The organism is Thermicanus aegyptius DSM 12793, from assembly GCF_000510645.1.
In the GTDB taxonomy this organism is placed as follows: domain Bacteria; phylum Bacillota; class Bacilli; order Thermicanales; family Thermicanaceae; genus Thermicanus; species Thermicanus aegyptius.
This window is the reverse complement of record NZ_KI783301.1, coordinates 70,009-91,991: the sequence shown is the minus strand read 5'-3', so window position 1 is coordinate 91,991 and position 21,983 is coordinate 70,009. Positions and strand designations below refer to the sequence as shown.

The window sequence follows — 21,983 nt, the reverse complement described above, 5'->3', positions numbered from 1 at the left end:
ATGATCTTGGTTCACCTTGTTAACACTTTTGCAGCTCTAAATCCTATTGTTTACCCCCATCGAATAAAAGATCAATCCTAAAAAAAATCCCCTCCACAAAAAGGAAGAGGATTCGTTCGCTAAAATAACATATACAGAACGTCTCATTCGAACGTACCGGCGTTAAATCTTTCGCGCCACTGTAGAGGCTTGTTGTACCGGATCCCAAACGGAGTTAAAAGGAGGAGCGTAAGAGAGGTCTAACTCCTGAAGCTGGTCAATGGTCATCCCATGGTATAACGCCGTCGCCAGGACATCGATCCGCTTATCCACCCCGTGCCTGCCTACGACTTGGGCTCCCAGGAGCTTCCGATTCTCCCGATGGTAAAGGAGTTTCAGATGAAGGCGTTCTGCATGCGGGTAATAATGGGCGTGATCCCGGGAACGAATGGAGACGATCTCATAGGGAATGCCCAACCCTTTCGCCTCTTTCTCCGATAACCCGGTACGTCCCATCGCCATGTCCAAAACCTTCATAATGGCTGACCCCACCACCCCGGCGAAACGGGCCTCTCCACCGCCCATGTTGGTTCCCGCAACCCTCCCTTGCTTATTTGCAGTCGTCCCTAGCGGAATATAGTCCTCCTGCTCTTTAATCCGATGGTATTGTGTCGCGCAATCTCCGGCCGCATAGATGCCGGGCATGCTCGTCTCCATCCGCTCATTGACCCGGATCGCCCCTTTGATTCCGAGCTCGATCCCCGCCTCCTTCGCCAATTCGCTATTGGGTAGGATCCCGATGGCCACGAGGACGAGATCGGCCGGATAAAATCCCCTCTTCGTCTCCACCCCGATGACGCGTCCACGTTCCCCCCTGAATGAGGTTACCTCTTCTTCCAGGGCTACTTTGATTCCGTTTCGTTCCAGTTCTTCTTTGGCGAGCAGAGCCATCTCCGGATCGAAGGTGCCTGCCAGCTGGGGTGCCAGGTCCAAGACGGTCACCTCTTTCTTCAGCAGGTGAAAAGCCTCCGCCATCTCCAGACCGATATAACCTCCCCCGATGATCACCACTTTTTCCACCATCTCTGCCTGAAGCCATTTTTTAATCCGATAGGAGTCTTCGATGTCCTTCAGAGGGAAAACCCCATTCAGTTCCCGCCCCTCCCAGTTGGGAAAAATAGCATGCCCCCCTGTGGCGATCAGCAGAGTATCATAGGAGAATTTTTCTTCCGAACCCTCATCAAGGGCCCTTACCGTCACGCGCCGTTCATCAGCATCAATCTTGATCACTTCATGGCGGATAAAAACTTGGATCCCATACTTCTCCCGAAATTGTTCCGGTGTGCGGGCCACCAAGTCTTTCGCCTCCGGCACCACGCCGGCGATATAGTAAGGGAGCCCGCATTGCGCATAGGATAAGGTACTCCCCTTCTCGAATGCGAGAATCTCCGCATCCGGCTTAAGACGGCGGATCTGCGTTGCGGCACTCATGCCCGCCGCATCCCCACCGATGATGATGAAGCGCTTACCCATCTTTCCAACCCCCCTCAATTGTATTCTCCTTATATACTTATATACTACCCGAGGTATATGAAGAATACAAATGGTTTTGCCCATTCCGACGGTCTTGCGTACCGACCGTTCATTTTCCTCTTTTAATCGATTTTTGCCTTCTCTCAGTGATCCAGGATCGGATTCGCCCCACGTTTACTGCGGTTTCTCCAACGGAACGGAGGAGGAACCGTATTCCGGTTCCATTTTCGCAATGAGAGACTTTCTTTCCCAAATCCGACTCCGCCAGCGGAAATACATGATGATTCCCCGAAGCCATTCATCCGCCATGAATGCAATCCAGAATCCCACAAGTCCCAAGCCGAAGTAAATCCCCAAAAGATAGGAGAGAGTGACGCTCACCCCCCACATGGATAAAATGCCCATCATGACCGGAAATTGTGCATCACCCGCCGCCCTAAGTGAACTGATGACCACCAGATTAAAGGTTCGGCCCGGTTCTAGGATGAGGGTGAGGAGAAGGAGAACCCCGCCCATGCCTAGGATCACAGGATCATCGGTGAAAAGATCAAGGAGGGGCAAACGAAAATAGGCGACCAATCCTGCCACGGCGAGGGTTACGAAGAAACTGATCCGTAAGCTCCTGAGAAGTTGTTTATACGCCCGGTTAAACTCTCCCGCTCCCACCAAATGTCCGATCAAAATCTGCGTCCCCTGTCCAATGGAAATCCCAACCAGGAAAATAAAGGACATGATGGTCCATGCGTAGATGCGGGTGGAGAGGGCGGCGGTCCCGAGAAGGGCGATCATCCCTGTAATCACCATCTGGCTCGTATTGTAGGAGATCTGTTCCCCTGCGCTGGGAAGCCCCACGTGGAGGATCTGCTTCAGCAGCCGCCCATCGATGGAGAGGAGATCTTTGATCGTAAACGAATAGGGAAGGCGGCGAAACATGAGATAAAAGATGAGGAGCATCGCCAATGTTCGGCTCATCCCCGTGGAAAGCGCCACCCCAAAGACGCCTAGTTTGGGCATACCAAAAAGACCGTAAATCACGGTGGAGTTGCCGAAAATATGAACGAGATTCATGAAGAGGGAGACCAGCATGGCATCCCGCGTAAATCCGTGAGCTCGTAATATGGAAGAGGCGGTCACAAGAAGGGATTGAGTAAAGAGGGTAGCTCCCACCCAGAGGAGGTATACATCCCCATACGCATGAACGGTTTCGCTTAATTGAAAGAGTCCCAGAAATCCGCCCCGTCCCAGCACCACGGATCCGCTCACCAAAAGCCCGATGAAGAAATTTAGGGTAATGGAGATAGCGGCTACTCTACCCGCCTCTCCCGGTTTTCCTGCCCCCAAGTATTGGGCGATCACCACGGAAGTCCCGGTGGCGATAACGCTAAAAAGAAGCAGCGTAAAGTTGATCAGTTGGTTCGCCACGCCCACCGCCGCCACCGCTTCATCGGAGAGGGAGGAAAGCATGAACGTATCGGTGCTTCCTATCAGCATCCCGAAGAGGGTTTCTATAAATAAAGGCCAAGTAAGAGAAAAGAGGGATAATTTCCCGCTCTTCATTCCACTTTCTTTCACCGGTACACCCCATCCCTTTTCACCAAGAAATCCCCGATCATCCAATCAGGTCTCTGTTCAACTCTACTACTATATCAGAAATACATAATGATGAGTAGATGAAAGAAGGATTCATGCATCTAAATGGTGAATAGGTAAAATCGGTTTCCGCCCCATATCAAGTCCCTTCCTGATCCTTTCCTTGATCCTATTTGCCTGTGATGGCAAGTCCCTGCTCCCGCTCAAATGCATAAGAGAATAGAATGCGTCCGTCTCCGGTGAGGGCACGGATGGAAGGGAATCCTGCCTTGACCGATAAGACCGTCTCCGCCTTCATCGTCTCCAGGTTGATCCGGACAAGATGATAGACCCTCTCATCGGGATAAACGATTCCCTCCTCATGTTCGGCAGCCACGTAAGCCATATACTTGCCATTATAACGGGGAATTCCCTCGGTGTTGAGATTCCAAGGCTGCTGGTTCCATTCATCCTGAAAATCTACTTTCCGCGCCACCGATGTTTCTACGGCGGAAGAAGGATCCTTTGTATTTAAATCCACCATCCGGATGGCAAAAGTACGTCTTCCCTCCGCCTTTTCGCCATCGGGCATCTCTTCGGCATCAATATACTCGATCGAAGGGATGGGGAACATCACATTGGTTTCATCCATGCTTTCAAAACGGCTGATCTTTCGCTCGATGTATCTCTTCGCGGGTTGGTCGAGGGGAAGCACCAATAGACCGTAATCCTCTTCATAACCGGAAAGTTTGGCAATAATCATCTGATCATCCTTGCTAAAATAAGGAGTCCGAATATAGGAGGTGTCCAAAAGTGTACTTTTTACCAGGATGTGGGAAGAAAGCTTTGTCGTCTTCCCGCTCTCCAGATCATGGAGATATAATCCGCTTCGATCCGTATAAACGATCTTTTTTAAATCTTGACTTACATCGTATTCCGATAGATATTCGGGATTTGCCAAGACCTTTCTCACCGAATCGGGAAGCTTCGTGGCCGCTTCGCCCATCCTCGTTAAATTGAGATCGGTGACGAAGAAGGAATCGTTCATCTTGAAGATCAACCGATCGGGTAACTTCCGGATTCCCCGGAACAGACTTCCCGAAGATATCGGAAATTCAAGACGCCGCTCCATCCGATGGCTCTCAGGATGATAGAGCGTGACGGTATCCATACGGTCGGACGAAGCGATGAGGAGCAGGTTCCTGCCGACATCGAATCCATAGATGGATAGTGGGGTGACATTCTCCACCACCTCAGCGCCAAAGTCTTCCGCGCGAAGGGGAGTATATTCTCCCAGGAGCTCCACCACCTTCTCTTCCTTGTACTCCCGTTTTACACTCCCATAATAGAGATCCCTTTTTCCCCTCTCTTTCAGGGTGACTTGGATGGTATAATCGACCCTGCCCGTTTTCAGATTGGCGATATGATCCATCGCCACCCGATACTCCCCTTTTGCCGGGTCATAGAGGATCTTGTCTATGGAGAATCCCCACGGCTTTTCCTCATACCCCACCTCTTCCGTGGGAATCTTCATCATCCGGCCATCATCAGACAAGATATAGCTCTGCTTGATCAGTTTCTCCGGATCTACGGGGACATCAATATTGAAATATTCTTTTATTTTTTGCTCCACTTGCCTACCCGAGGGAATCTCAATTTCTCTCGTGTCCTGTGCATCGGACGGGTTCGATGGAACATCCCCATCCTTCACCAGCCGGACCAGCGCAAAATGAACCAAATAACCTTGATCTTTCATCTCGACGGGGTCGTCGAACTCGCCATTGAGTACCGTGGAGATTCCGTCATATAGGTAATGAGACCAGAGATATTCGATTTCCTCCGGGTCGGTAATCTCTATGGTTCTCGTTGCCGTTTCCTCCGTAACGGGAGAGGGAGGATTCGCCTGCTGAAGCGGGGATTGTCGTCCTCCAAAACAGCCGGGTAACAGAAATGCCAACAAGAGGATCATGATAAGAGAGAGAATAACTTTAGGCTTCATCTCCTCACCCCCAATTAAACCATTGGTAATACCATTGGGTCGGCAGCAAAAAGGTCCACGGCGCGGTGACCATCGCCAGGGTTAGGGATACTTTGCCCCGCAGCGCTTTTTCCTCTATGATCTTTTTAAAGGTGAAATGAAAATTGAAAAGGTAAATAAAAAAGGAGGCCAAACCGATTCCCGCCAAAATGATGAGGAAGCCCAATAAATTCGTAAATGGATTAAAAAAAACCGCTCCAGCAACCGGATTCGGAATGGGGAGAAAAGAGACCGCAATAAGAAGGAGAACTCCGATGAAGTCCGCCAAAAAACCGAAACCCCAGACCTGCAAAATCGATTTCGTATATAACTCTTTTAAAGATAGATGAGTCAACTCCGTAACTTTAAAGATACGAAAGGCGATCAGAATAACCAGGCTGTCTATGATGAAATTGCCTGTAAGGGCGATCAGCACTACCGGCGGCAGAAGCCATATAAACCAAACGGGAAAGATGATATTGTAGGCCTTCATTTTCATCCCCTCTTCCATGTTTAAAAAACCGATTGATCTTACCCTTTCCATGTTACCATCATTTTTACAGCAAAGTCAATCTTTGCATCATTTCCGGGTCCGGAAAAAGGTTTCAGCCCAACCTCCGCATATCCTGTCCACCCCTTTCATATATTTTTGAAGAATGGGGGGATCCTCGTGGAGGTATGGACCGTAGTCGGATATGGATTCTTTCTGGGATGGGTCGGGATGAATATGGGGGGCATCTTGGCTTATTCACTGGGGAGATTTGAACAGGAAATTCTTCACCTCCTCGTCTTTATGACGGTGGGAGCTTTGTATACGATCGTCTTCTCCCAGATCCTCCCTGAGAGTCTCGCTTTAGGAGGATTCGGGATGACAATCATCGGGTTTGCCTTAGGGGCCCTTTTTGCCTTTTGGCTGGAATCCTTCTCCCATCACTTCCATCTCCCTACCCATTCTAAGAAATGGGATGCTTTCATGAAGTCGGGGTTTCTCCTTGCTATCGCCATAGGATTTCACAATTTCCCCAGCGGCATCGCTTTAGGCTCCACCCTTACCCACTCCCCTTCTTTAGCCCACGGTTTATCCATCACCCTGATGTTGCATAACGTTCCGGAAGGAATCGCCCTCGGGATCCCCCTCGTCCTGGCGGAAATCGGCGTATTCGCTTTTTTTCTTATTTCTACCCTCGTCGCCATCCCGATCGGACTGGGTGCCTACGCAGGCTCTCTTTTCGGGCATGCCGTCCCCGGATCAGTCAGTCTCCTCCTCGGCTTCTCCATCGGCACGATCCTTTATGTCACCTACGCCGAAATCTTTCTCCCCTTATGGGAAAGAGAAAAACGAAAAGGGCTGGGGATCATCACCCTTTTGGTCGGGGGAATCCTCGCCTATTTTTTCTTAGCCCTTCTCCATCTCTTTCCCGCTCCCCATCATGGCTCGTGAAGCCGCCCAAACGCGGGTTATGATTTTCTTTTCGACAACGAGTTGATTATAATAAAAATGAAATGGGGTGAGGTGATGTTGGAACAAAAAATAAGCCAATTGCGTACCTTTTCTTCTCTTCATAAAACTTATCTGACTCGGGTCGTAGAAAGTATTGTGAACCATTATAAAGAGAATTTGATCGGTTTAGCCGTCTTCGGATCCTATGCACGAAAGGAAAATCGACTTAATTCTGATTTTGATTTGCTCATCCTTTTGAAAAAGGGACCAGGCAGAAGAGAGCGACTGAATGAATTTATCACCCAAATTGAAATGAAGCATGAATCGGTCGCGCAGGAGCTTTATGAACGGGAAGAAATGATATGCGATTTATCCCCCATCATTTTGACCCAAGAGGAAGCGCTAACCTTCCAAGCGATCTATCCCGACATGGTGGATCATTGTATCATCCTGCATGATCCGGAAGGGCTGATTCAACGCATCCTTACCTCTACAAAGAATCTGCTAGAGAAAATGGGAGCGAAGAAGATCCTCCGCAACAATTCATGGGAATGGCAATTCTCACGGTTCCTAGGTGGTGTCCCCTTATGAAAAAAGAGGTGGTAAATAAAGCTTTATTCACCGATTTTCATGATAAGAGATAGAGGGAAAAGAAAGGATAAAGCGGCTCCCTTTCCCTGGCTTGCTCTTTACCTCGATGCGCCCCTTATGCGCGACAACCAGGGCCTTCACGATAGAAAGACCGATCCCGATTCCTCCTGTGCGCCGATCCCGCGATTTATCTCCCCGATAGAAGCGTTCAAAGATATGGGGAAGATCCTCTTCAGAGATCCCTACGCCGGTATCCTTCACCTCAATTTCCGCTTCATCCTCCTTTTTCCTCAGGATAAGCGTTACTTTTCCCTCCGGAGGGGTATATTTCAACGCATTATTGATGAGATTCATCATGATCTGCATGAGGCGATCCCGGTCCGCCCAGATGGAAACCCCTTTTCCCGGGCTCTCGTAATGAAACGAAACCCCCTTTTCCTGAAACAGGGGACTTATTTGTGCGACAAGTTGAGATAGGAAATGATGGAGATCTATCTTTTCCTTTCTCAGCGGGAGATTGGGATTTTCCGCCATGAGAAGCTGTTCCATCTCGTTCACCAACCGTACCAAGCGCATCAGCTCCCCATGGGTCTCGGCGAGACGCTCCGGTGTCGGCTCCCACACCCCATCCCGAAACGCCTCAATCTGGGAGCGAAGGGTCGATAAGGGGGTCCTTAACTCATGGGCGAGATCATTGGTAAACTCTTTTCTCAACCTCTCTTGCCGATTGAGGGAGTGAACCAATTCATTAAAGGATAAGATAAGGTCCTGCATCTCCTGGGGTGTACCTTTCCCTGTTAGTTCCACCGCATAGTTATGCCCTTTTAGTTCCCGGACCGCCTCTCCCAGACGACGAAGGCCTGATGTAAGCTCTTTGGAAAAGAGCCAACTCAGAAGAAAAGAGACGATAAGCATGACCAGGGCGGAGAGGAAAAGGGATTGGTAAAACGAGTGAAGAAAGATCGTCTGACTCTCAACATTTCCTCCCACCTGATAAACCACCAGTTTTCCGATCGGCTTCCCCTCTACCGCCAGGGGGATCGTAGCGGTAGCCCCGGTCGTTTCCGTTCTCCCCACTCCTCCCATCTTTCCCATCATTCCCATCATCTCCATCATACGGGTGGAATCGGCGAGGAGACGGCCCTTCTCATCATAGATTTGGTAAAAGAGTCCTTCCGTCATTCCTTGCTGGTGAAGAAGACTGCCGATTGCTTCGCCGGTAATCTCCCCTTTTTGCCGATACTCCCCCTCCAAAATCTCTACCATGCGATTCATCTGCTCCTCGCGGCGAACATCCAAATATTGATTGAAACTGTTCCTCACGCCGATCTGGATGATCAGGGTTAGAATCACCACACCGCTTACAGAGACGATGAGAAAGGCGAGGAGAAGCCTACTGTGCAGCGTGCGGAACATCCGGCTTCCCTCCAAACTTATATCCCATTCCAAAAACCGTTATAATGAACCGGGGACGCCTGGGATCCTTCTCCACCTTCTTGCGAAGATTCTTAATATGAACATCGATGTTCCGCTCATACCCTTCATACGGGTCCACCTCGACCAAGGCCAATAGATCCATCCGGCTAAATACCCGCCCAGGATGTCGAGCCATCCCGGTGAGAAGCTTATACTCGATCGGCGTAAGGGAGATTTCCTTCCCCTCTACCTTTACCTCTTTCTTGTGATCATCGATCGTAAGGATTCCTTGTTCAAAGGAAAGGAGATCCCGGGGAACTTCCCCTTTGTGAAACCGGCGCAGGATGGTCTGAACCCGGACCACCACCTCCCGTGGACTGAAAGGTTTGGTTACGTAATCATCCGCACCGAGGAGAAGTCCTTGAATACGTTCCTCTTCCGCCGTTTTGGCGGTCAGCATCAGGATGGGGATCTCCGATTTCTCTCGTACAATGCGGCAGATCTCTTCTCCGGACAAATCCGGCAGCATGAGATCCAGGATGAGGAAATCGGGGATCTCCTTCTCGATCAGAGAGAGTCCCTCCCGTCCATTTAAGGCGGAACACACCTCATACCCTTCCCGTTCTAGATAAGCTTTCAGTACCTCTACAATGAGGGGCTCATCATCAATCACACAAATTTTCATAAGAAGATTCCCTCTCTTTTCACGATCCTAACGGGAACAGCCGATTTCAAATGAAGTTCCCTTCCCTGAATATACCACAAATAGGAGGCGAACGTTTCTCCCCCCGTAATTCTTCATAACTTCTTTATATCTCCTACATAGGATCTTCATTTCTTCCTGATACTCTAAATGTGTAAAACGAAAGGAGAGATGAAACGATGAAAAAAACATTGGCAATCGCACTCATTGTGGTGGGGCTTTTGGGAATTGGCACCGTGGCTTTCGCCCAAGGAAATAATCCCACTGCTCCCTGGAACCTTAACTTCGACCAGATGCTTCCCTTCATGAAGCAGATGCATCCCAATTGGTCAACGGATCAATTAAACGAGATGTATAATGATTGCCACGGGCCTAATGGTTTTATGCAAAAGGGATCTGTAAATTTTGGGAATAGCGGAAATGGAGGTAGCCTCTGATGGGCATGCACGGCTGGTATGGAGGATTCGGCATGGGGTGGGGGTGGATCCTCTGGCTCATCCTCATCGGCGTCGGTATCTATCTCCTCATCACCGCAACACGCCGGAATCCGTATCCACCAGCTCCTAGAAATGAAAATCCTGGCGAAGATCAGGCGCTTTCCATTCTTCGGGAACGTTATGCCCGTGGGGAGATTACCGATGAGGAGTTTGAACGGATGAAAGAGAAGCTGAAGAACAAATAAAGGCACTCGAATAGGAGTGGCTTACAGCGGGGTGGCATAACATGCGCTACCCTGCCTGAACCGGAGAGAATGCAGGCCATAAAAATCCTGTCGCCCAAGACAGGATTTTTTTGTTCTTTTTAACAGATGGTGAATATTCCTCCACGCGGCAATTCCCCGGCGCCATCTTTACGGCGCAAGCCGCAGGAGGCCAAATCAAGTGGGGAGAGGTGATCCCTTTAGCGGGAAGGAAGCTCAGAGTACCAAAAAGAGAATCGCGAAGAAATGGAAGGCGGAACCTGCCAGGACGAAGAGGTGCCAAACGGCATGATGGAAGGGAAATCCTCGCCATACATAGAAGATGGCCCCCAAAGAGTAGAGAACTCCTCCCATCACCAGAAGGACCACTCCGGATGGTGAGAGATTCCGGACCAGGGAGTCCCAGGCGAAAACGATGATCCATCCCATCAACACATAGACAAGGGTGGATGTGTACAAAAAACGTTTCACAAAGAAGGCTTTAAATGCCACACCAAAGATGGCGAATCCCCAGACAATCCCGAAGAGCCACCATCCCACAGCCCCTTTTATCACGGTAAGGACGATCGGGGTGTATGTCCCTGCGATAAAGAGATAAATGGAGGAATGGTCAAAAATCTCAAAGAGGTTTTTTGCCTTCCCATGCGGCAGACTGTGGAGAATGGTGGAGTTCAGGTAGAGCAGGAGCATCGTCGCTCCATAGATGGCAAAGGTGACAATATGCATGGGCGTTCCATTCATACTGGCATAAACGATTAAGAGGACTAAGGCGGCGATGCTTAGCAGTACGCCGATTCCGTGGGTAATGGCGTTTGCAATCTCCTCTTTCAAAGAATAGGTATGGGTGTTGGCCACCTCCAAGCCCCCTTTCTTCAGGCTTTTTTAAAGAATGGTAATCCCTATGTTTTCTAGTATATACTTTTTCCTCACGATCTCCCATGTTTTTTAGAAGAGTAAATTATTCATTCTCATTCGGGGAAAATCCATTCACTCCCCTATGAAGCAACCATATGATTATGATATCGTTCCGGATCCTGCTAATCTCCCGTGTCAATTCTTCATATCTTTTCGATTTCTACCCGGGTATCATTGAAAGCCATGCCGCTCGCCCCGGTTACCGCCCTTCCCATATCACTGGGAATAAAAGGGATCAGTCGATTAATGGGAAGTCTGCTCCCATTGATCAATTGCAGTGTATCCGGAGAAATTTCTATCGATGGATAGGCACGTAACAAGACCTCTCCGTAATCGTTATAAATCCGCACCATCCTGCCCGGTTCGATCCCCTTCTTTTTCGCCAGCGAAGGGTGAATTAGAAAAAAGGGTTCCCCGCTTGCCTTTTTTAACGCCGGGATATTCTGGAATTGGGAGTTTAATCGGTAGGGATCATGGATGATGAGGAGCACATAAGGATACTTCTCCTCCACCTTACTCTCCGATAATTGCATGGAAAGGGGCGGAAGACCCGCTTCTTTCGCCCGGCTTGAGAAGAATTCAAATTTTCCGGACGGGGTTGAGAAACGATGGCCTTCCCAGGCGGTCTCTTCTCCGAGAATCTTCCTGGGGCCATTTAACAGCTCACGCCAATGGGAGATGTGAAGCTTAGCACAAATTTCCTCCGTAAATTCCTCCTCGATAAACTCTTCTGCCGACTTCCACCACGGAAAGGCGCTCATTCCGGGAGATCGTTCATTGAGCCGCTTCGCAATCGCCTTTGCAATCTCCAGATCGCTTTTGCTCTCGCCATAAGGGGCGATGGCCGGTTGGTTGATGCTGATCCAATGATGCCAATAGCTTGCAACCAAATCCCACTCCTCAAAAGGGGTCGCAGCAGGCAGCACGATGTCGGAAATGGAAGCCGTGGGTGTGAGGAAGAGATCGACCGTGATAATCATCTCCATCGAGGAAAGAACCTTTTCCAGAAGGGCCCGGTCCGGATTTTGCGTAAGAAGATTGCGGCAGGAAATCCAGAGAAGTTTCACCGGAGGATCCTCCATGCGAAGCAGCTCCTCTGCGAAATTATTGATATCGACGGGCCGGATGATCTCTTTCTCCTCAAACCCTGCAGGAATATGTTTCGTAATCCGATGGGGAAACTTCCATGCGGGATCGTGGGCAAAATGGACTCCGCTCCCCTTCTTTCCGATATTTCCGGTCATGGCCGCCAACGCATTGATGGAACGGATATTCTGTCCCCCGTTTCGGTGGCGCTGTAATCCAAAGCCGATCCAAATAAACAGATTGCGGTCCTTCCCCATGAAGGAGGCTAATCTTTCCACCGTCTCCCGCCGCTGACCCGCCTGAAGCAAAGCTTTCTCCATGGAAATGTTCTCCAGTTCGAAGCGAAGCTCCTCCCACCCTACCGTATGCTCCGCGATAAAACGGAAATCAATCTCGCCTTTCTCCATCAGCATTTTGGCGACGGCGATGGCGAGAGCTCCATCTCCTCCAGGCTTTACCTGGATGTAAAGATCAGACTTCTTCGCCGTCGCGGTATAGATCGGATCGATGGTGATCAGTGTGGCTCCCCGTTCCTTTGCTCGATAGAGAAAGGGAAGAGCATGAATCGAAGTCCAGACCGGGTTGATCCCCCACAACACAATGGTATCCGCCTGCATCATCTCCTCCAAATCCGAGGTCCTGTGCTCGCCAAAGTCATAATAGAAGGCATCGAGCCCCGAGGACCAGCAGGGGGAACCCACCGCCCGGGTCGTCGGGCCCAAACTGTTAAACATCCCTTCCACCGCCTGATGCAAAATGCCGAAGTTCCCCGAATACTTATTCAGAGCGAGAGAGATGTGAACCATACCTTCGGTACAGTTCGATCATCTTTCCGGTAATCCTCTCGATCGCCTCCTCCCATGAGATCCGTCTCCACTTTCCACTTCCCCTCCTTTCCTGAATCATGGGGGTTTGTATCCGCTCCGGGTGATAAACCAAATTCACATAGTTAAAGCCTTTGGGGCAAAGCTTCCCTTTCGTATAACCGTGCAAGGGGTCTCCGCTCACTTTCTCCAATTTGCCATCCCTGGTAAATCCAAGAAGGCTGCAGTTGCTGTAACAATTGCGTGGGCATACATGCCTGGTGATCCGATAGGCCTCTTCCACGCTCTCCCCTCCCGAAAAGTTGCCGATTCTGTGACACAAAACCGATCCGGAATCCCTTATAATCATTATAGCGAAGAAATAATGGAGAGAAAATGAAGAAAAATGGATAAACAGCTGGGCTTTCTCATCGATACCGAAAAATGCATTGGCTGCAGAACCTGTGAATTTGCCTGCAGGAATGAGCGGGGAAGAAAGGAAACGCACCGAAGAAGAGTAACTTCTCTGGCTCACCAGGATGGGAATATCTTCGCCTACCTCTCCATGGCCTGTAACCATTGCGCCAATCCTGCCTGTATGGCCATCTGTCCGGAACGGTCTATCCGGAAAGACCGGAATGGAATTGTCATTTTAAACTCTTCCCTATGCTCAGGATGCGGAAAATGTGTCACCGTTTGTCCCTTCGGAGCCATCTCCATGTTACCTGAGACAGGAAGAGCGGATAAGTGCGATATGTGTGCCGAAAGGCAGAAGAGGGGAGAACTGCCGATTTGCGTCGCCAACTGTATTATGGGAGCTATTTCCATTATCGATTTAAACAGCGCGGAGGCGTTAAACTACCAAGAGATCCTTCATGATTACGAAATGCGGAGCCTCACCCGCCCCTCCATCCGTTTCGTCGAAAAGAAGGATGAACCCGTTTGCTTTTGGGCAGAGAAAGGAGATTAGAGGAAACCATGGATACCCCCCTTACGTTTCAGGAACTGCTCATGGGATCCCCCTTTCATCATGTGGAGATCCTGGCCGGCTGGAGCGGAAAGGAGAAATCCTTCCTCCTCATCACCGATTCGCTCCCGAACTCCAAACAGGCCGGCAGTCCCTGTTCTTTTCAGAAAACAAATTCCCTCCTTCCTCCGGAAAAAAGAGACCCCCATCGTCTCCCAGAGGAGCCTCCCTCCCTAGCCGGGGAGAACGGGACGCTCCCTCCTCCCCTGAAAAAAGAAGGAAAAGCCTCCCTTCTTCTCCTGGCGGCGGAGAAGGTAAACCGGCAAGAACTGCCTGACTTCTTACAGTTGGAGGAAGTAAAGGGGATTCTTCTGTACCAGCACGAGACAATCTACATTCCCGTTTCCATTCGGGAAAAGATCGATAACCTAGGAAAACCTCTTCTTTTCCTTCGAGAGAGAGACGAGGAAAACCTGAAGCGAAAAATTGAGGAAATGTCCAGAATGAAAGCCCTGGGGCTTTTTCATTACGTTTGGGAAGAATCGCTCCGCTATTGGTTGGAGATGGCGAATCGTAATCCCCTGCATGAGATGCTGCGCCGCCTGGAAACCCTGATCGGCCATCCCCTTCTCCTCCTCACCCCCTCCTTTCAACTTCACCCCTCCATGGAGAATGCGGAAGAATTTACTTCCTTTCATCCTATGAGGCGGGAATATCTCAGGTGGGAAAAACAGGAGAAAAATTACACCTTTGTCTATCTCGAGAATGGGGGAAAGAGCTACTATCTTTTCCCGATCAAAAAGGAGGGGGTAGAATTGGGCTTTCTCCTCATCCGACAGGAACAGGGAAGCATAACGGACCTTACCCTTGAACTCGTCCGGCAGGCGGTTTCGGCCCTTTCATTTCGTCTTTTCCTGGATGCGGAAATCGCCGAGACCCATAAAAAATATAAAAATCATTTCCTTCACGACCTGCTCTTTAACCAATTTGATTCGGAAGAGACGCTCATCACCCAGGGCAGGTACTGGGGTTGGGATTTTACCAAGCCGGTTCTCCTGATGGTCCTGGAAGCAAAGCCTTTCGGAGGAACAAGGAAGAGAGAAATCGAATGGGAAGGCATAAAATCGGAAGCTGAGGTTTTCTGTAGGAGGTCTTCATTAAACACCGTCATTACTCCATTGCAAAACCAACTGGTGATTCTCCTCTTTGACTCCTTGGAACGGGGAAGGAAGGAAGAGAAAGAATGGTTGAAGATGACGGCAAGGGACTTGAGGAGATATCTCACGCCCCTATTTCCGGAAACATCGTTTTCCGTCGGCATCGGTAGAATTTATCCTTCCAACCTTGACCTTTACCGCAGCTACCAGGAAGCAAAAATCGCCTTAGAAATGGGGAAATTTCTCAATAAAACAGAGCCCGTCATCTCCTTTGATGAACTGGGGCTGATCCGTCTCCTCTCCTATATCCATCAAGAAATTCTCAACGATTTCTATCGGGAATACCTGGTGGAACTACTGGAATACGACCGGGAAAACGATGGAATTCTGATGAAAACGCTGGAGGCCTTTTTCCGATCCGATGGAGATATCAACCGGACCGCCGACCTCCTCTATATCCATCCCAATACGTTGCGGAATCGCCTAAAGAAGATCGAACACCTCTTACATCTAAATCTAAACTCCTATGAGGACCTGCTTAATTTATTCGCCGCCTTAAAAATCTTTCAGATGGTCCATAAACCATGAGCATAGCCAGCATCGTTGGCAAGGAAACAACGAATGTTTTGCAGGAACGTAGAAAAAACCCAAGTTAAAAAACTTGTGGTTTTTTTTTGACCAAATTGCGAACAATCGGCTCTTTTCCTGCCGAAAAGGAATTCTCTCCAACCAATCGCCCCTATTTATAGCGATTTCCACAATCGTCTCCATGCTACAATTCTCCCAGAACCGGAGGTGAGTCACATGGACGTAAAACGAATCATTCCCTTATTTCTTCTCCTGGGTCTCCTTTTTCTTGCGGCCTGCTCCGGTGAGAATCCTTCCTCGCCGAGAATCGAAAGTGGTTCCATGAATCAAACGTATCAAGGAAATCCGTTGCCTCACGTGGAGAAAATCTACAAGATTACGGAAGCGCAACAGAGGGTTTTTGAATCTCTCATCCAAAAATATGTTCAGAGTGGAGGCGGTGAAAGTGGAACAAAGCCAAACATTTAATCCACGCGATCCTTTCCCCCTTCTCTTCCTGCTGATGCGCTATTACTCCGGGATCTTGCTGTCGTGGAACGCGGAGGGATGGAGAATAACGGCCTCCTCCCTAAAGGAATACGTTTCCTTATGGAAGGGTGAAGAACCCGTCCCTGCTTCCATTATGAAGGGATTGGAACTTTTGCAACAGGTGACGGATGAGGAGACCGAATCGCTCCCCTTCGAATTTAACCGGCTCTTTGTGGGCCCCGGCAGGCTACTTGCTTCCCCTTATGAATCCAGCTACCGGAATCCGGAGAGAAGCCTGATGCAGAAAGAAACCCTGGCGGTACGCTCCTTTTACTCCCAGGCGGGGCTTCAAGTTGCCCATGAGGGGAGAGATCCCGACGACCACCTGGCCCTGGAGCTGGAATTTCTTTGCTACCTTTTGGCTCATGGGGACCAAGAACACTTCCCCGTCTTGTATAACCGGTTCGTGAAGGAACATCTTCTTCCTTGGTGCCCCGCACATTGTGAATTGATTCACGCATCCACAAAACATCCCATCTGCCAAGCGATGGCCTTCCTCCTGGAAGGATTTTTGGAGGAAGAAACACGGCAAGACCGCTTGAGTGTCTCACAACGAAGCGAAAGGAGGATCAACACATGCTAAATGAAAAATTAACCCGGCGCACATTTTTAAAAGTAGGGGCGGCGGTGGGCGCAACCCTAGGAGCCATGGCCGGTATGGGGGCGGCGAAAGAATTTAAACTGATGGGACTAGCTCCCAATAAGGGAAGGGCGGCAGGCAAGGAAATGACGTTTTTTAACGCTTGCCCCCGCAATTGCTACGATACCTGTTCCATGGTAACCACCGTAAAGGATGGGGTCATCACCTTCGTAACCGGAAACGAAAAGAACACCTACACCAACGGTCGGCTCTGTGTCAAAGGAAATTCCTATCCCCGCATGGTCTATTCTCCGGACCGGATTAAATACCCTATGCGGCAAAAGGGTAGGGGCAGCGGAAATTGGGAGCGGATCAGTTGGGACGAAGCCTTCACCCAGATTGCCACTACAATATTGGATATTAAGAAAAAATACGGCAGCACCCTGCCCATCTGCCTCAACAAATACTCAGGCAACTTTAACATCCTGAATTACGGGATAGAGGGGATGATGTCCAGCATCGGTTACACCACCCGGGCTACCGGAACTCCTTGCTGGCCGGCAGGGATCGATTCCCAGTCTTTCGACATGGGAATGATCTTCAATTCGGATCCGGAACAGATGGTTCATTCCAAATATCTGATCATCTGGGGCGCGAACCCGGCCTGGTGCGCCGTTCACTCCATGGCCATCGTGGAGAGGGCAAAGGAAAAGGGATGCAAAGTGGTGGTGATCGATCCCCTGCTCACCCAGACGGCCGCCAAAGCCGATGAATATATCCAGATCAGGGCAAGTACCGATGGCGCTTTGGCCCTAGGGATGGCCCGCTATATCCTGGACCACGCCCTCTACGATAGCGAATGGCTTAAGCGGAATGCGAAGGGGTACCAGGAATTCTTTGCCTACCTGAAAGAAAACATCACCGTAGAATGGGCTGCGGAAAAGACGGGGGTCCCTGTCCCGGTCATTGAACGTTTAGCCAGGGAATATGCAACGACGAAACCGGCCAACATCTGGATCGGCTATGGCATGCAGCGCCACACCAACGGCGGTGCCAACGTCCGGGCCATCGACGCCCTGGGGGCCATGACCGGCAATATCGGGATTCTCGGAGGGGGAGTAAATTACGCCCAGCTCGTCACCTGGGGATTTAATTATCACGCCATGGGACAAAAACCTCCGGAAGGGAGCCAAGGGGAAAAGGACCGCTTGATCAACATTAACAATTTCGGCGCGGAAGTTTTGGCTGCCGACGATCCTCCCATAAAAATGCTCTGGATCGCCTGCCGCAATCCCCTCTCTCAGGATCCGGAAGCCGAAGTGGTAAAGAAAGCCTTCGAAGCGATGGACCTCGTCGTGACCGCCGATCTCTTCATGAATCGTACCGTCGCCATGTCCGACATCGTCCTTCCGGTGACCACCCCTTTTGAAACGCCGGGTATTAACGTAAGTTACTGGCATTATTGGATCAACCTAAATCAGCAGGCGATTAAGCCCCTCCACGAAACGAAAAGCGATGTGGAGATTGCTATGGGACTTTCCAAGAAACTAAATGAGCTTGAACCGGGCTCCTGCACCTACCCCACCTCCGGCGATCTGGAAGAATGGGTAGGGAAAGAATTTAACGATAACATCTGCAAGATGTTTGGTTTGACAAGCTGGAAGGATCTCTATAAAAACGGGACGGCGAAAGCCATCGGGATGGAAACGGCATGGAAAGATCTGAAATTTACCACCCCATCGGGAAAATATGAATTCTGGTCGGATAAAGCCGTCCAGTTTGGGAACCATCCTCTCCCCGTCTATGTAGAAGAGATGAAAAAACCGAAAGAATACCCTATCCGCCTCATCTCGCCCCATTGGAAATACGGACTGCACAGTCAATTCCAAAACCTGGACTGGATGGAAAACATACATGATACTCCTTTTGTTGAGATGAACCCCGTTCTCGCCCGGGAAAAAGGGATTCGCGAAGGAGATTTCGTGAAGGTGTATAACGACCTGGGTTACTTTATCGCCCCGGCCAAGATCACCCAAACCGTGCCGATGGATACCATTGCCGTTTATGAGGCCTGGTACAAGGGAAAGGATTACAACGTGAATTACACCGTAAAAGCGATACCTGCCGATATGGGAAGATTCCAAACCGGGATGCCCGGCATCGCCTTTCACGACAATTTCGTAACGATTGAAAAGGCGTAAGGAGGAAGAGAAAATGGGTAAACGGTATGCATTTGTCATCCACATGGATCGTTGTATTGGCTGCAGTGCCTGTACCCTCGCCTGTAAGAGCTATTACCGGCTTCAGCCGGGCATGGTACGGAGAAGGGTTAAAGAAATGCCCGAAACCATTACCGGCGCACCTACGCGTGCCTACCTCTCCACCGCCTGCAATCACTGCGATGACCCCGCTTGTAAAAAGGCATGTCCTGTGGGCGCTTACTCCAAAAGAGAAGACGGCATCGTCGTCCACCATCAGGACCGCTGCATCGGCTGCAAGATGTGTATAAAAGCATGTCCCTACGGTGTGCCCCAGTTCGATCCTGTGAAGAAGAAGGCGGATAAGTGCAGTCTCTGCTTCGAGCGACTAGACAAAGGGGAACTGCCCATCTGTGTTTTGAAATGCCCCATGGAAGCCATCGAGATCGTAGATATGGAGAAGGAAAATAGGGGGGATCTGGTGGATCGGGTTCCCGGATATGCCGATCCGTCCATCACCCACCCCAGCACCCGTTTCGTCCTGCCGAAGACCGGGTTGCAATTCCTACAATCCAATTTCCAAGGAGGGTTAAATCATGAATGAAATGCCCCTTGTCCTATTCACCATCCTCTCACAAATCGCCATCGGGGGATTTATCACGCTGTGGATACTCGATTTGAAAGGGAAAAGCCCCTCCCTAAAAACCGGGTTCCTGCTCAACGGCATCTTTGCCGGAATCTCAATGGCGGCTGTGCTCGCCTCCCTCTTCCATCTGGGCCATCCCTTTGAAGCTTATCGGGCATTGGCGAACTTTAGAGAATCCTGGCTCAGCCGGGAAGTCACCTTTTTCGCACTTTTCATCCTGTTTGTTCTCCTTTACACCTTCGCCTGGCGGTGGGAAAGAAGGATCTTGAGGAGATGGTCCGGCATTCTTTCCGCATTTTTCGGCGTGGCGACCCTCATCTCCTCGGCCATGATTTACACCATCCCGGCCGTTCCGGCCTGGAACAACGCCTTTCCGACCCTCTCCTTCTTTCTCACAGCTTTCATGTTGGGACCCTTTACGGCAGGCGTATTTCTGACTTGGCGCCGGGAACCAAAGGTTTCCTTCTCATCCCTGGTGCTCAGAGGGATGACCCTTGCCTTTCTCCTCTTCGTCCTTTATGTAACCGCCCTTCTTGCCGGACTCCCGGAAGCAAACCTAGCCGCCCATCTGATGCTGAATGACCCCTTCTTCTGGATTCGGGGACTTACCTTTATCCTTGCCTATCTCCTGCTCATCCGGGTGAACGTAATGAAGAGAGGCTCCCTGGTCGCAATGGGCCTTCCCTTTACCCTTCTCCTGATCAGTGAGGTTATGGGGCGAATCCTTTTCTATGAAACGGCAATTCACTTGTAAGATTTTACCAAATTCACCGGAAAACAGGCTAGAAGACCGGGAATGCCGACAACAATCGTATCGAAGCGAACTTATATGGGCGTCGAGGATGGAAAATGGTCAGAGCTGAATGCCGACACAATTCGTGTCGAAGCGAACCCCCGAGCGGTGAGATCTGCTCGTCTTTAATCCTTCCCGGTGAAGAAAGGAGGAAGAAAGATGTTTGGGCTAGGGTGGTTGAGTCTTTTGGAACAAAAATTGTCGCCTCTTTCCATTGATCCGAAGCGCTGCGCCCGGGTGCGTTCCGACAACAGTTCATGCCACGCCTGTCAGGAGGTTTGTCCCACCCAGGGAATCTCAATATCCGATGGGGAGATTCATATAACCGACTGCTTGGTCTGCAGTTTATGCGCCGCCGTCTGTCCCACCGAAGCTCTGACATGGAAACACCCCTCCCTTCGGGAAATCATCGACTTGGCTAAGGAGGCCGTACAGGAAGAGGGAGGATTTATACTGGCCTGCTCCCGCTCGCCGGTCCTCCCTCATTCCCTCCCGGTTATCCGGCTCCCCTGCCTCGCCCTCCTCTCCTGGGAGATATGGGTCGGACTCATGAAGAGCTTCCCGTCCCTCTCCATCTATCTGCCTCCAGGTACTTGCACAACATGCCCAACGCCTGAGGGTGAACAAATCTGGAAAGAAAGGATGAATAGAGCAGAAGAGATTATGGGGAGAGAGGTCCCCATTCTCCTCTCCCCTCCCATAAAAGAGAGGAATAAAAAGGAAGAGAAAAAAGCACTGGACCTCGGCCGGCGCCAATTCCTCACCTCCTTCTTCCACGAAATCAAAGAGACTCCGAAGGAAGCAATAAAAGAATGGATGAAATCTCCTAATCTATTGCCGATGATAAAAGAAGAAACCGGACTCCACCAAACCCTTTTCAGCAAAGATGACCGGCCATATGGAGAACGAAGAGCTTTCCTCCTCCAAATCCTTCACGAGGATGAGGAGGTGGCCCAAAAGATTTCCGTCCAGCTCCCCATGATCCGCGAAACGTGCGAACCTTGCCACGCTTGTTCTCTTCTCTGCCCCACTCAGGCTTTGGAACAGGTAGAGACGGAAGAGGAAACCCTGGTCTACCTAACCCCTTTCCGTTGCCTCGCCTGCAAACTTTGTGAAGAGGTATGTTGGGATCGATGCATTTCATTGGAGGATGCGCCCGGCACAAGGTTCCTAGAAGGGAGAGGGATTCTGCACTCTTATTCTCATCGCTAAGCCGGATACATCCTATCCGCTTTTAAGCGGCTCGCCTCAAAAAGAACCATTATCCACAAAATCCACAACTCGTTATGCACATTCTGTGGATAAGTGCTTAACTGCCGCCGATGCTTTCTTTCGCTTGAGTACCCCTTATTCCAAACGGAACAGTTTTCTCATTTCCTCCGGAACGATGATCACATCCTCGACCTCCACTCTTCCTGCGTTATTTTTCGGCGTGAGGCGAACCAAAGCCATCTCCCCGCTAGCAAGGGTGACGAGCTCATAATGGGAAAATTCCGCACCGCCACCATACATCCCTCTCAACCGGTCAAACGTTTCGCGGGAGGCGTACTCCTTGCGCCTTTCACTAAAAAGGGACCGGTATGACATGAAGTCATTGGTCCTCACCGCTTGCATCACAAGCAAAGAGGTGTTCGTCGGCGAATCAGGTTGAAGCAATGGGTTCCCTCCACAGCCGGGCAACAGCCATACCAACCCTATCACGACGATGGAAATCAGTTTTTTCATCGTACACTCTCTCCCTTTTGTATTAAAACTGAGCTGAATCATCCCTCT

General features: G+C 50.2%; 22 protein-coding genes. 12 read left to right on the top strand and 10 right to left on the bottom strand.

Translation table 11 applies throughout. The annotated features are described in order from the left end of the window. Window positions 1-162: 162 nt before the first annotated feature. The 4 genes from THEAE_RS0100495 to THEAE_RS0100480 all read right to left on the bottom strand — a co-directional run bounded on the left by THEAE_RS0100495 (window position 163) and on the right by THEAE_RS0100480 (window position 5,591). Window positions 163-1,512 carry a CoA-disulfide reductase gene (locus THEAE_RS0100495; RefSeq protein WP_005586446.1) on the bottom strand — a complete coding sequence of 450 codons (1,350 nt, stop codon included), beginning with the start codon at window positions 1,510-1,512 and terminating at the stop codon, window positions 163-165. Between the two features lie 174 nt (window positions 1,513-1,686). Beyond that, window positions 1,687-3,084: an MATE family efflux transporter gene (locus THEAE_RS0100490; RefSeq protein ID WP_039944605.1), complete on the bottom strand. Its 1,398-nt coding sequence runs from the start codon at window positions 3,082-3,084 to the stop codon at window positions 1,687-1,689. Between the two features lie 187 nt (window positions 3,085-3,271). After that, complete coding sequence (locus THEAE_RS0100485) at window positions 3,272-5,080, bottom strand: hypothetical protein (protein ID WP_028986192.1); 1,809 nt, start codon at window positions 5,078-5,080, stop codon at window positions 3,272-3,274. Window positions 5,081-5,084: 4 nt separating this feature from the next. Beyond that, window positions 5,085-5,591, bottom strand: a complete 507-nt coding sequence (locus THEAE_RS0100480) for a hypothetical protein (RefSeq protein ID WP_052330177.1) — start codon at window positions 5,589-5,591, stop codon at window positions 5,085-5,087. Between the two features lie 177 nt (window positions 5,592-5,768). Between THEAE_RS0100480 and THEAE_RS19520 the strand changes: the two genes are divergently transcribed. Together THEAE_RS19520 and THEAE_RS0100470 are read left to right on the top strand one after the other, a co-directional pair. Beyond that, window positions 5,769-6,539 carry a ZIP family metal transporter gene (locus THEAE_RS19520; RefSeq protein ID WP_052329649.1) on the top strand — a complete coding sequence of 257 codons (771 nt, stop codon included), beginning with the start codon at window positions 5,769-5,771 and terminating at the stop codon, window positions 6,537-6,539. A 75-nt stretch (window positions 6,540-6,614) separates the two neighbouring features. Next, window positions 6,615-7,130 carry a nucleotidyltransferase domain-containing protein gene (locus tag THEAE_RS0100470; RefSeq protein ID WP_039944156.1) on the top strand — a complete coding sequence of 172 codons (516 nt, stop codon included), beginning with the start codon at window positions 6,615-6,617 and terminating at the stop codon, window positions 7,128-7,130. Window positions 7,131-7,157: 27 nt separating this feature from the next. On the opposite strand, the gene THEAE_RS0100465 is transcribed toward THEAE_RS0100470, so the two are convergent. Beyond that, window positions 7,158-8,546, bottom strand: a complete 1,389-nt coding sequence (locus tag THEAE_RS0100465; protein ID WP_028986189.1) for a sensor histidine kinase — start codon at window positions 8,544-8,546, stop codon at window positions 7,158-7,160. Continuing rightward, window positions 8,524-9,231: a response regulator transcription factor gene (locus tag THEAE_RS0100460; protein WP_005586433.1), complete on the bottom strand. Its 708-nt coding sequence runs from the start codon at window positions 9,229-9,231 to the stop codon at window positions 8,524-8,526. The genes THEAE_RS0100465 and THEAE_RS0100460 overlap by 23 nt, the downstream gene beginning before the upstream one ends. A gap of 197 nt (window positions 9,232-9,428) precedes the next feature. Here THEAE_RS0100460 and THEAE_RS0100455 point away from each other — a divergent pair, with 197 nt between their 5' ends. Next, entirely contained in the window at window positions 9,429-9,686 is a 258-nt protein-coding gene (locus THEAE_RS0100455) for a hypothetical protein (RefSeq protein ID WP_028986188.1), read from the top strand. Next, window positions 9,686-9,931 carry an SHOCT domain-containing protein gene (locus tag THEAE_RS0100450; RefSeq protein WP_005586432.1) on the top strand — a complete coding sequence of 82 codons (246 nt, stop codon included), beginning with the start codon at window positions 9,686-9,688 and terminating at the stop codon, window positions 9,929-9,931. Before THEAE_RS0100455 ends, THEAE_RS0100450 begins: the two co-directional genes overlap by 1 nt. A 234-nt stretch (window positions 9,932-10,165) precedes the next feature. Here THEAE_RS0100450 and trhA read toward each other — a convergent pair whose 3' ends face one another. The 3 genes from trhA to THEAE_RS23325 form a co-directional block, all read right to left on the bottom strand. After that, on the bottom strand, window positions 10,166-10,804 hold the full coding sequence (gene trhA / locus THEAE_RS0100445; protein ID WP_005586431.1) for a PAQR family membrane homeostasis protein TrhA: 639 nt from the start codon (window positions 10,802-10,804) through the stop codon (window positions 10,166-10,168). Between the two features lie 203 nt (window positions 10,805-11,007). Beyond that, the gene (locus THEAE_RS19515; protein WP_211233458.1) at window positions 11,008-12,684 is read right to left on the bottom strand and encodes a molybdopterin-containing oxidoreductase family protein; all 1,677 of its coding nucleotides are present in this window, start codon (window positions 12,682-12,684) and stop codon (window positions 11,008-11,010) included. Between the two features lie 43 nt (window positions 12,685-12,727). Beyond that, window positions 12,728-13,057 (bottom strand): molybdopterin-dependent oxidoreductase, encoded by a 330-nt coding sequence (locus THEAE_RS23325; RefSeq protein ID WP_211233457.1) that lies wholly within the window; start codon window positions 13,055-13,057, stop codon window positions 12,728-12,730. A gap of 102 nt (window positions 13,058-13,159) precedes the next feature. On the opposite strand from THEAE_RS23325, the gene THEAE_RS22325 reads away from it, so the two are divergent. The 8 genes from THEAE_RS22325 to THEAE_RS0100400 all read left to right on the top strand — a co-directional run bounded on the left by THEAE_RS22325 (window position 13,160) and on the right by THEAE_RS0100400 (window position 21,422). Next, complete coding sequence (locus THEAE_RS22325; protein WP_005586429.1) at window positions 13,160-13,723, top strand: 4Fe-4S dicluster domain-containing protein; 564 nt, start codon at window positions 13,160-13,162, stop codon at window positions 13,721-13,723. A gap of 8 nt (window positions 13,724-13,731) precedes the next feature. Further along, window positions 13,732-15,465 carry a PucR family transcriptional regulator gene (locus THEAE_RS0100430; RefSeq protein ID WP_028986186.1) on the top strand — a complete coding sequence of 578 codons (1,734 nt, stop codon included), beginning with the start codon at window positions 13,732-13,734 and terminating at the stop codon, window positions 15,463-15,465. Window positions 15,466-15,681: 216 nt separating this feature from the next. Further along, window positions 15,682-15,933, top strand: a complete 252-nt coding sequence (locus THEAE_RS23205; RefSeq protein WP_028986185.1) for a hypothetical protein — start codon at window positions 15,682-15,684, stop codon at window positions 15,931-15,933. Beyond that, the gene (locus THEAE_RS19510) at window positions 15,911-16,576 is read left to right on the top strand and encodes a TorD/DmsD family molecular chaperone (RefSeq protein WP_052329646.1); all 666 of its coding nucleotides are present in this window, start codon (window positions 15,911-15,913) and stop codon (window positions 16,574-16,576) included. The genes THEAE_RS23205 and THEAE_RS19510 overlap by 23 nt, the downstream gene beginning before the upstream one ends. Beyond that, on the top strand, window positions 16,570-18,774 hold the full coding sequence (locus THEAE_RS0100415) for a molybdopterin-dependent oxidoreductase (protein ID WP_028986184.1): 2,205 nt from the start codon (window positions 16,570-16,572) through the stop codon (window positions 18,772-18,774). Before THEAE_RS19510 ends, THEAE_RS0100415 begins: the two co-directional genes overlap by 7 nt. Before the next feature lie 13 nt (window positions 18,775-18,787). After that, window positions 18,788-19,375 (top strand): 4Fe-4S dicluster domain-containing protein, encoded by a 588-nt coding sequence (locus THEAE_RS0100410; RefSeq protein WP_039944154.1) that lies wholly within the window; start codon window positions 18,788-18,790, stop codon window positions 19,373-19,375. Then, the gene (locus tag THEAE_RS21800) at window positions 19,368-20,171 is read left to right on the top strand and encodes a dimethyl sulfoxide reductase anchor subunit family protein (protein ID WP_005586422.1); all 804 of its coding nucleotides are present in this window, start codon (window positions 19,368-19,370) and stop codon (window positions 20,169-20,171) included. The genes THEAE_RS0100410 and THEAE_RS21800 overlap by 8 nt, the downstream gene beginning before the upstream one ends. Before the next feature lie 198 nt (window positions 20,172-20,369). Further along, a complete protein-coding gene (locus THEAE_RS0100400; RefSeq protein ID WP_005586421.1) occupies window positions 20,370-21,422 on the top strand; it encodes a hypothetical protein in 1,053 nt (350 codons plus the stop codon). Window positions 21,423-21,557: 135 nt separating this feature from the next. On the opposite strand, the gene THEAE_RS0100395 is transcribed toward THEAE_RS0100400, so the two are convergent. Then, window positions 21,558-21,935 (bottom strand): hypothetical protein, encoded by a 378-nt coding sequence (locus tag THEAE_RS0100395; RefSeq protein ID WP_005586420.1) that lies wholly within the window; start codon window positions 21,933-21,935, stop codon window positions 21,558-21,560. Window positions 21,936-21,983 lie beyond the last annotated feature (48 nt).

Excerpts from the sequence above, each read along its gene's own strand:
- THEAE_RS0100495 (WP_005586446.1), bottom strand. The coding sequence starts at position 1,512 with ATGGGTAAGCGCTTCATCATCATCGGTGGGGATGCGGCGGGCATGAGT.
- THEAE_RS0100485 (WP_028986192.1), bottom strand. The coding sequence starts at position 5,080 with ATGAAGCCTAAAGTTATTCTCTCTCTTATCATGATCCTCTTGTTGGCA.
- THEAE_RS0100480 (WP_052330177.1), bottom strand. The coding sequence starts at position 5,591 with ATGAAGGCCTACAATATCATCTTTCCCGTTTGGTTTATATGGCTTCTG.
- THEAE_RS0100470 (WP_039944156.1), top strand. The coding sequence starts at position 6,615 with ATGTTGGAACAAAAAATAAGCCAATTGCGTACCTTTTCTTCTCTTCAT.
- THEAE_RS0100465 (WP_028986189.1), bottom strand. The coding sequence starts at position 8,546 with ATGTTCCGCACGCTGCACAGTAGGCTTCTCCTCGCCTTTCTCATCGTC.
- THEAE_RS0100460 (WP_005586433.1), bottom strand. The coding sequence starts at position 9,231 with ATGAAAATTTGTGTGATTGATGATGAGCCCCTCATTGTAGAGGTACTG.
- THEAE_RS0100455 (WP_028986188.1), top strand. The coding sequence starts at position 9,429 with ATGAAAAAAACATTGGCAATCGCACTCATTGTGGTGGGGCTTTTGGGA.
- THEAE_RS0100450 (WP_005586432.1), top strand. The coding sequence starts at position 9,686 with ATGGGCATGCACGGCTGGTATGGAGGATTCGGCATGGGGTGGGGGTGG.
- THEAE_RS19515 (WP_211233458.1), bottom strand. The coding sequence starts at position 12,684 with ATGTTTAACAGTTTGGGCCCGACGACCCGGGCGGTGGGTTCCCCCTGC.
- THEAE_RS22325 (WP_005586429.1), top strand. The coding sequence starts at position 13,160 with ATGGATAAACAGCTGGGCTTTCTCATCGATACCGAAAAATGCATTGGC.
- THEAE_RS0100430 (WP_028986186.1), top strand. The coding sequence starts at position 13,732 with ATGGATACCCCCCTTACGTTTCAGGAACTGCTCATGGGATCCCCCTTT.
- THEAE_RS23205 (WP_028986185.1), top strand. The coding sequence starts at position 15,682 with ATGGACGTAAAACGAATCATTCCCTTATTTCTTCTCCTGGGTCTCCTT.
- THEAE_RS0100415 (WP_028986184.1), top strand. The coding sequence starts at position 16,570 with ATGCTAAATGAAAAATTAACCCGGCGCACATTTTTAAAAGTAGGGGCG.
- THEAE_RS0100410 (WP_039944154.1), top strand. The coding sequence starts at position 18,788 with ATGGGTAAACGGTATGCATTTGTCATCCACATGGATCGTTGTATTGGC.
- THEAE_RS21800 (WP_005586422.1), top strand. The coding sequence starts at position 19,368 with ATGAATGAAATGCCCCTTGTCCTATTCACCATCCTCTCACAAATCGCC.
- THEAE_RS0100400 (WP_005586421.1), top strand. The coding sequence starts at position 20,370 with ATGTTTGGGCTAGGGTGGTTGAGTCTTTTGGAACAAAAATTGTCGCCT.
- THEAE_RS0100395 (WP_005586420.1), bottom strand. The coding sequence starts at position 21,935 with ATGAAAAAACTGATTTCCATCGTCGTGATAGGGTTGGTATGGCTGTTG.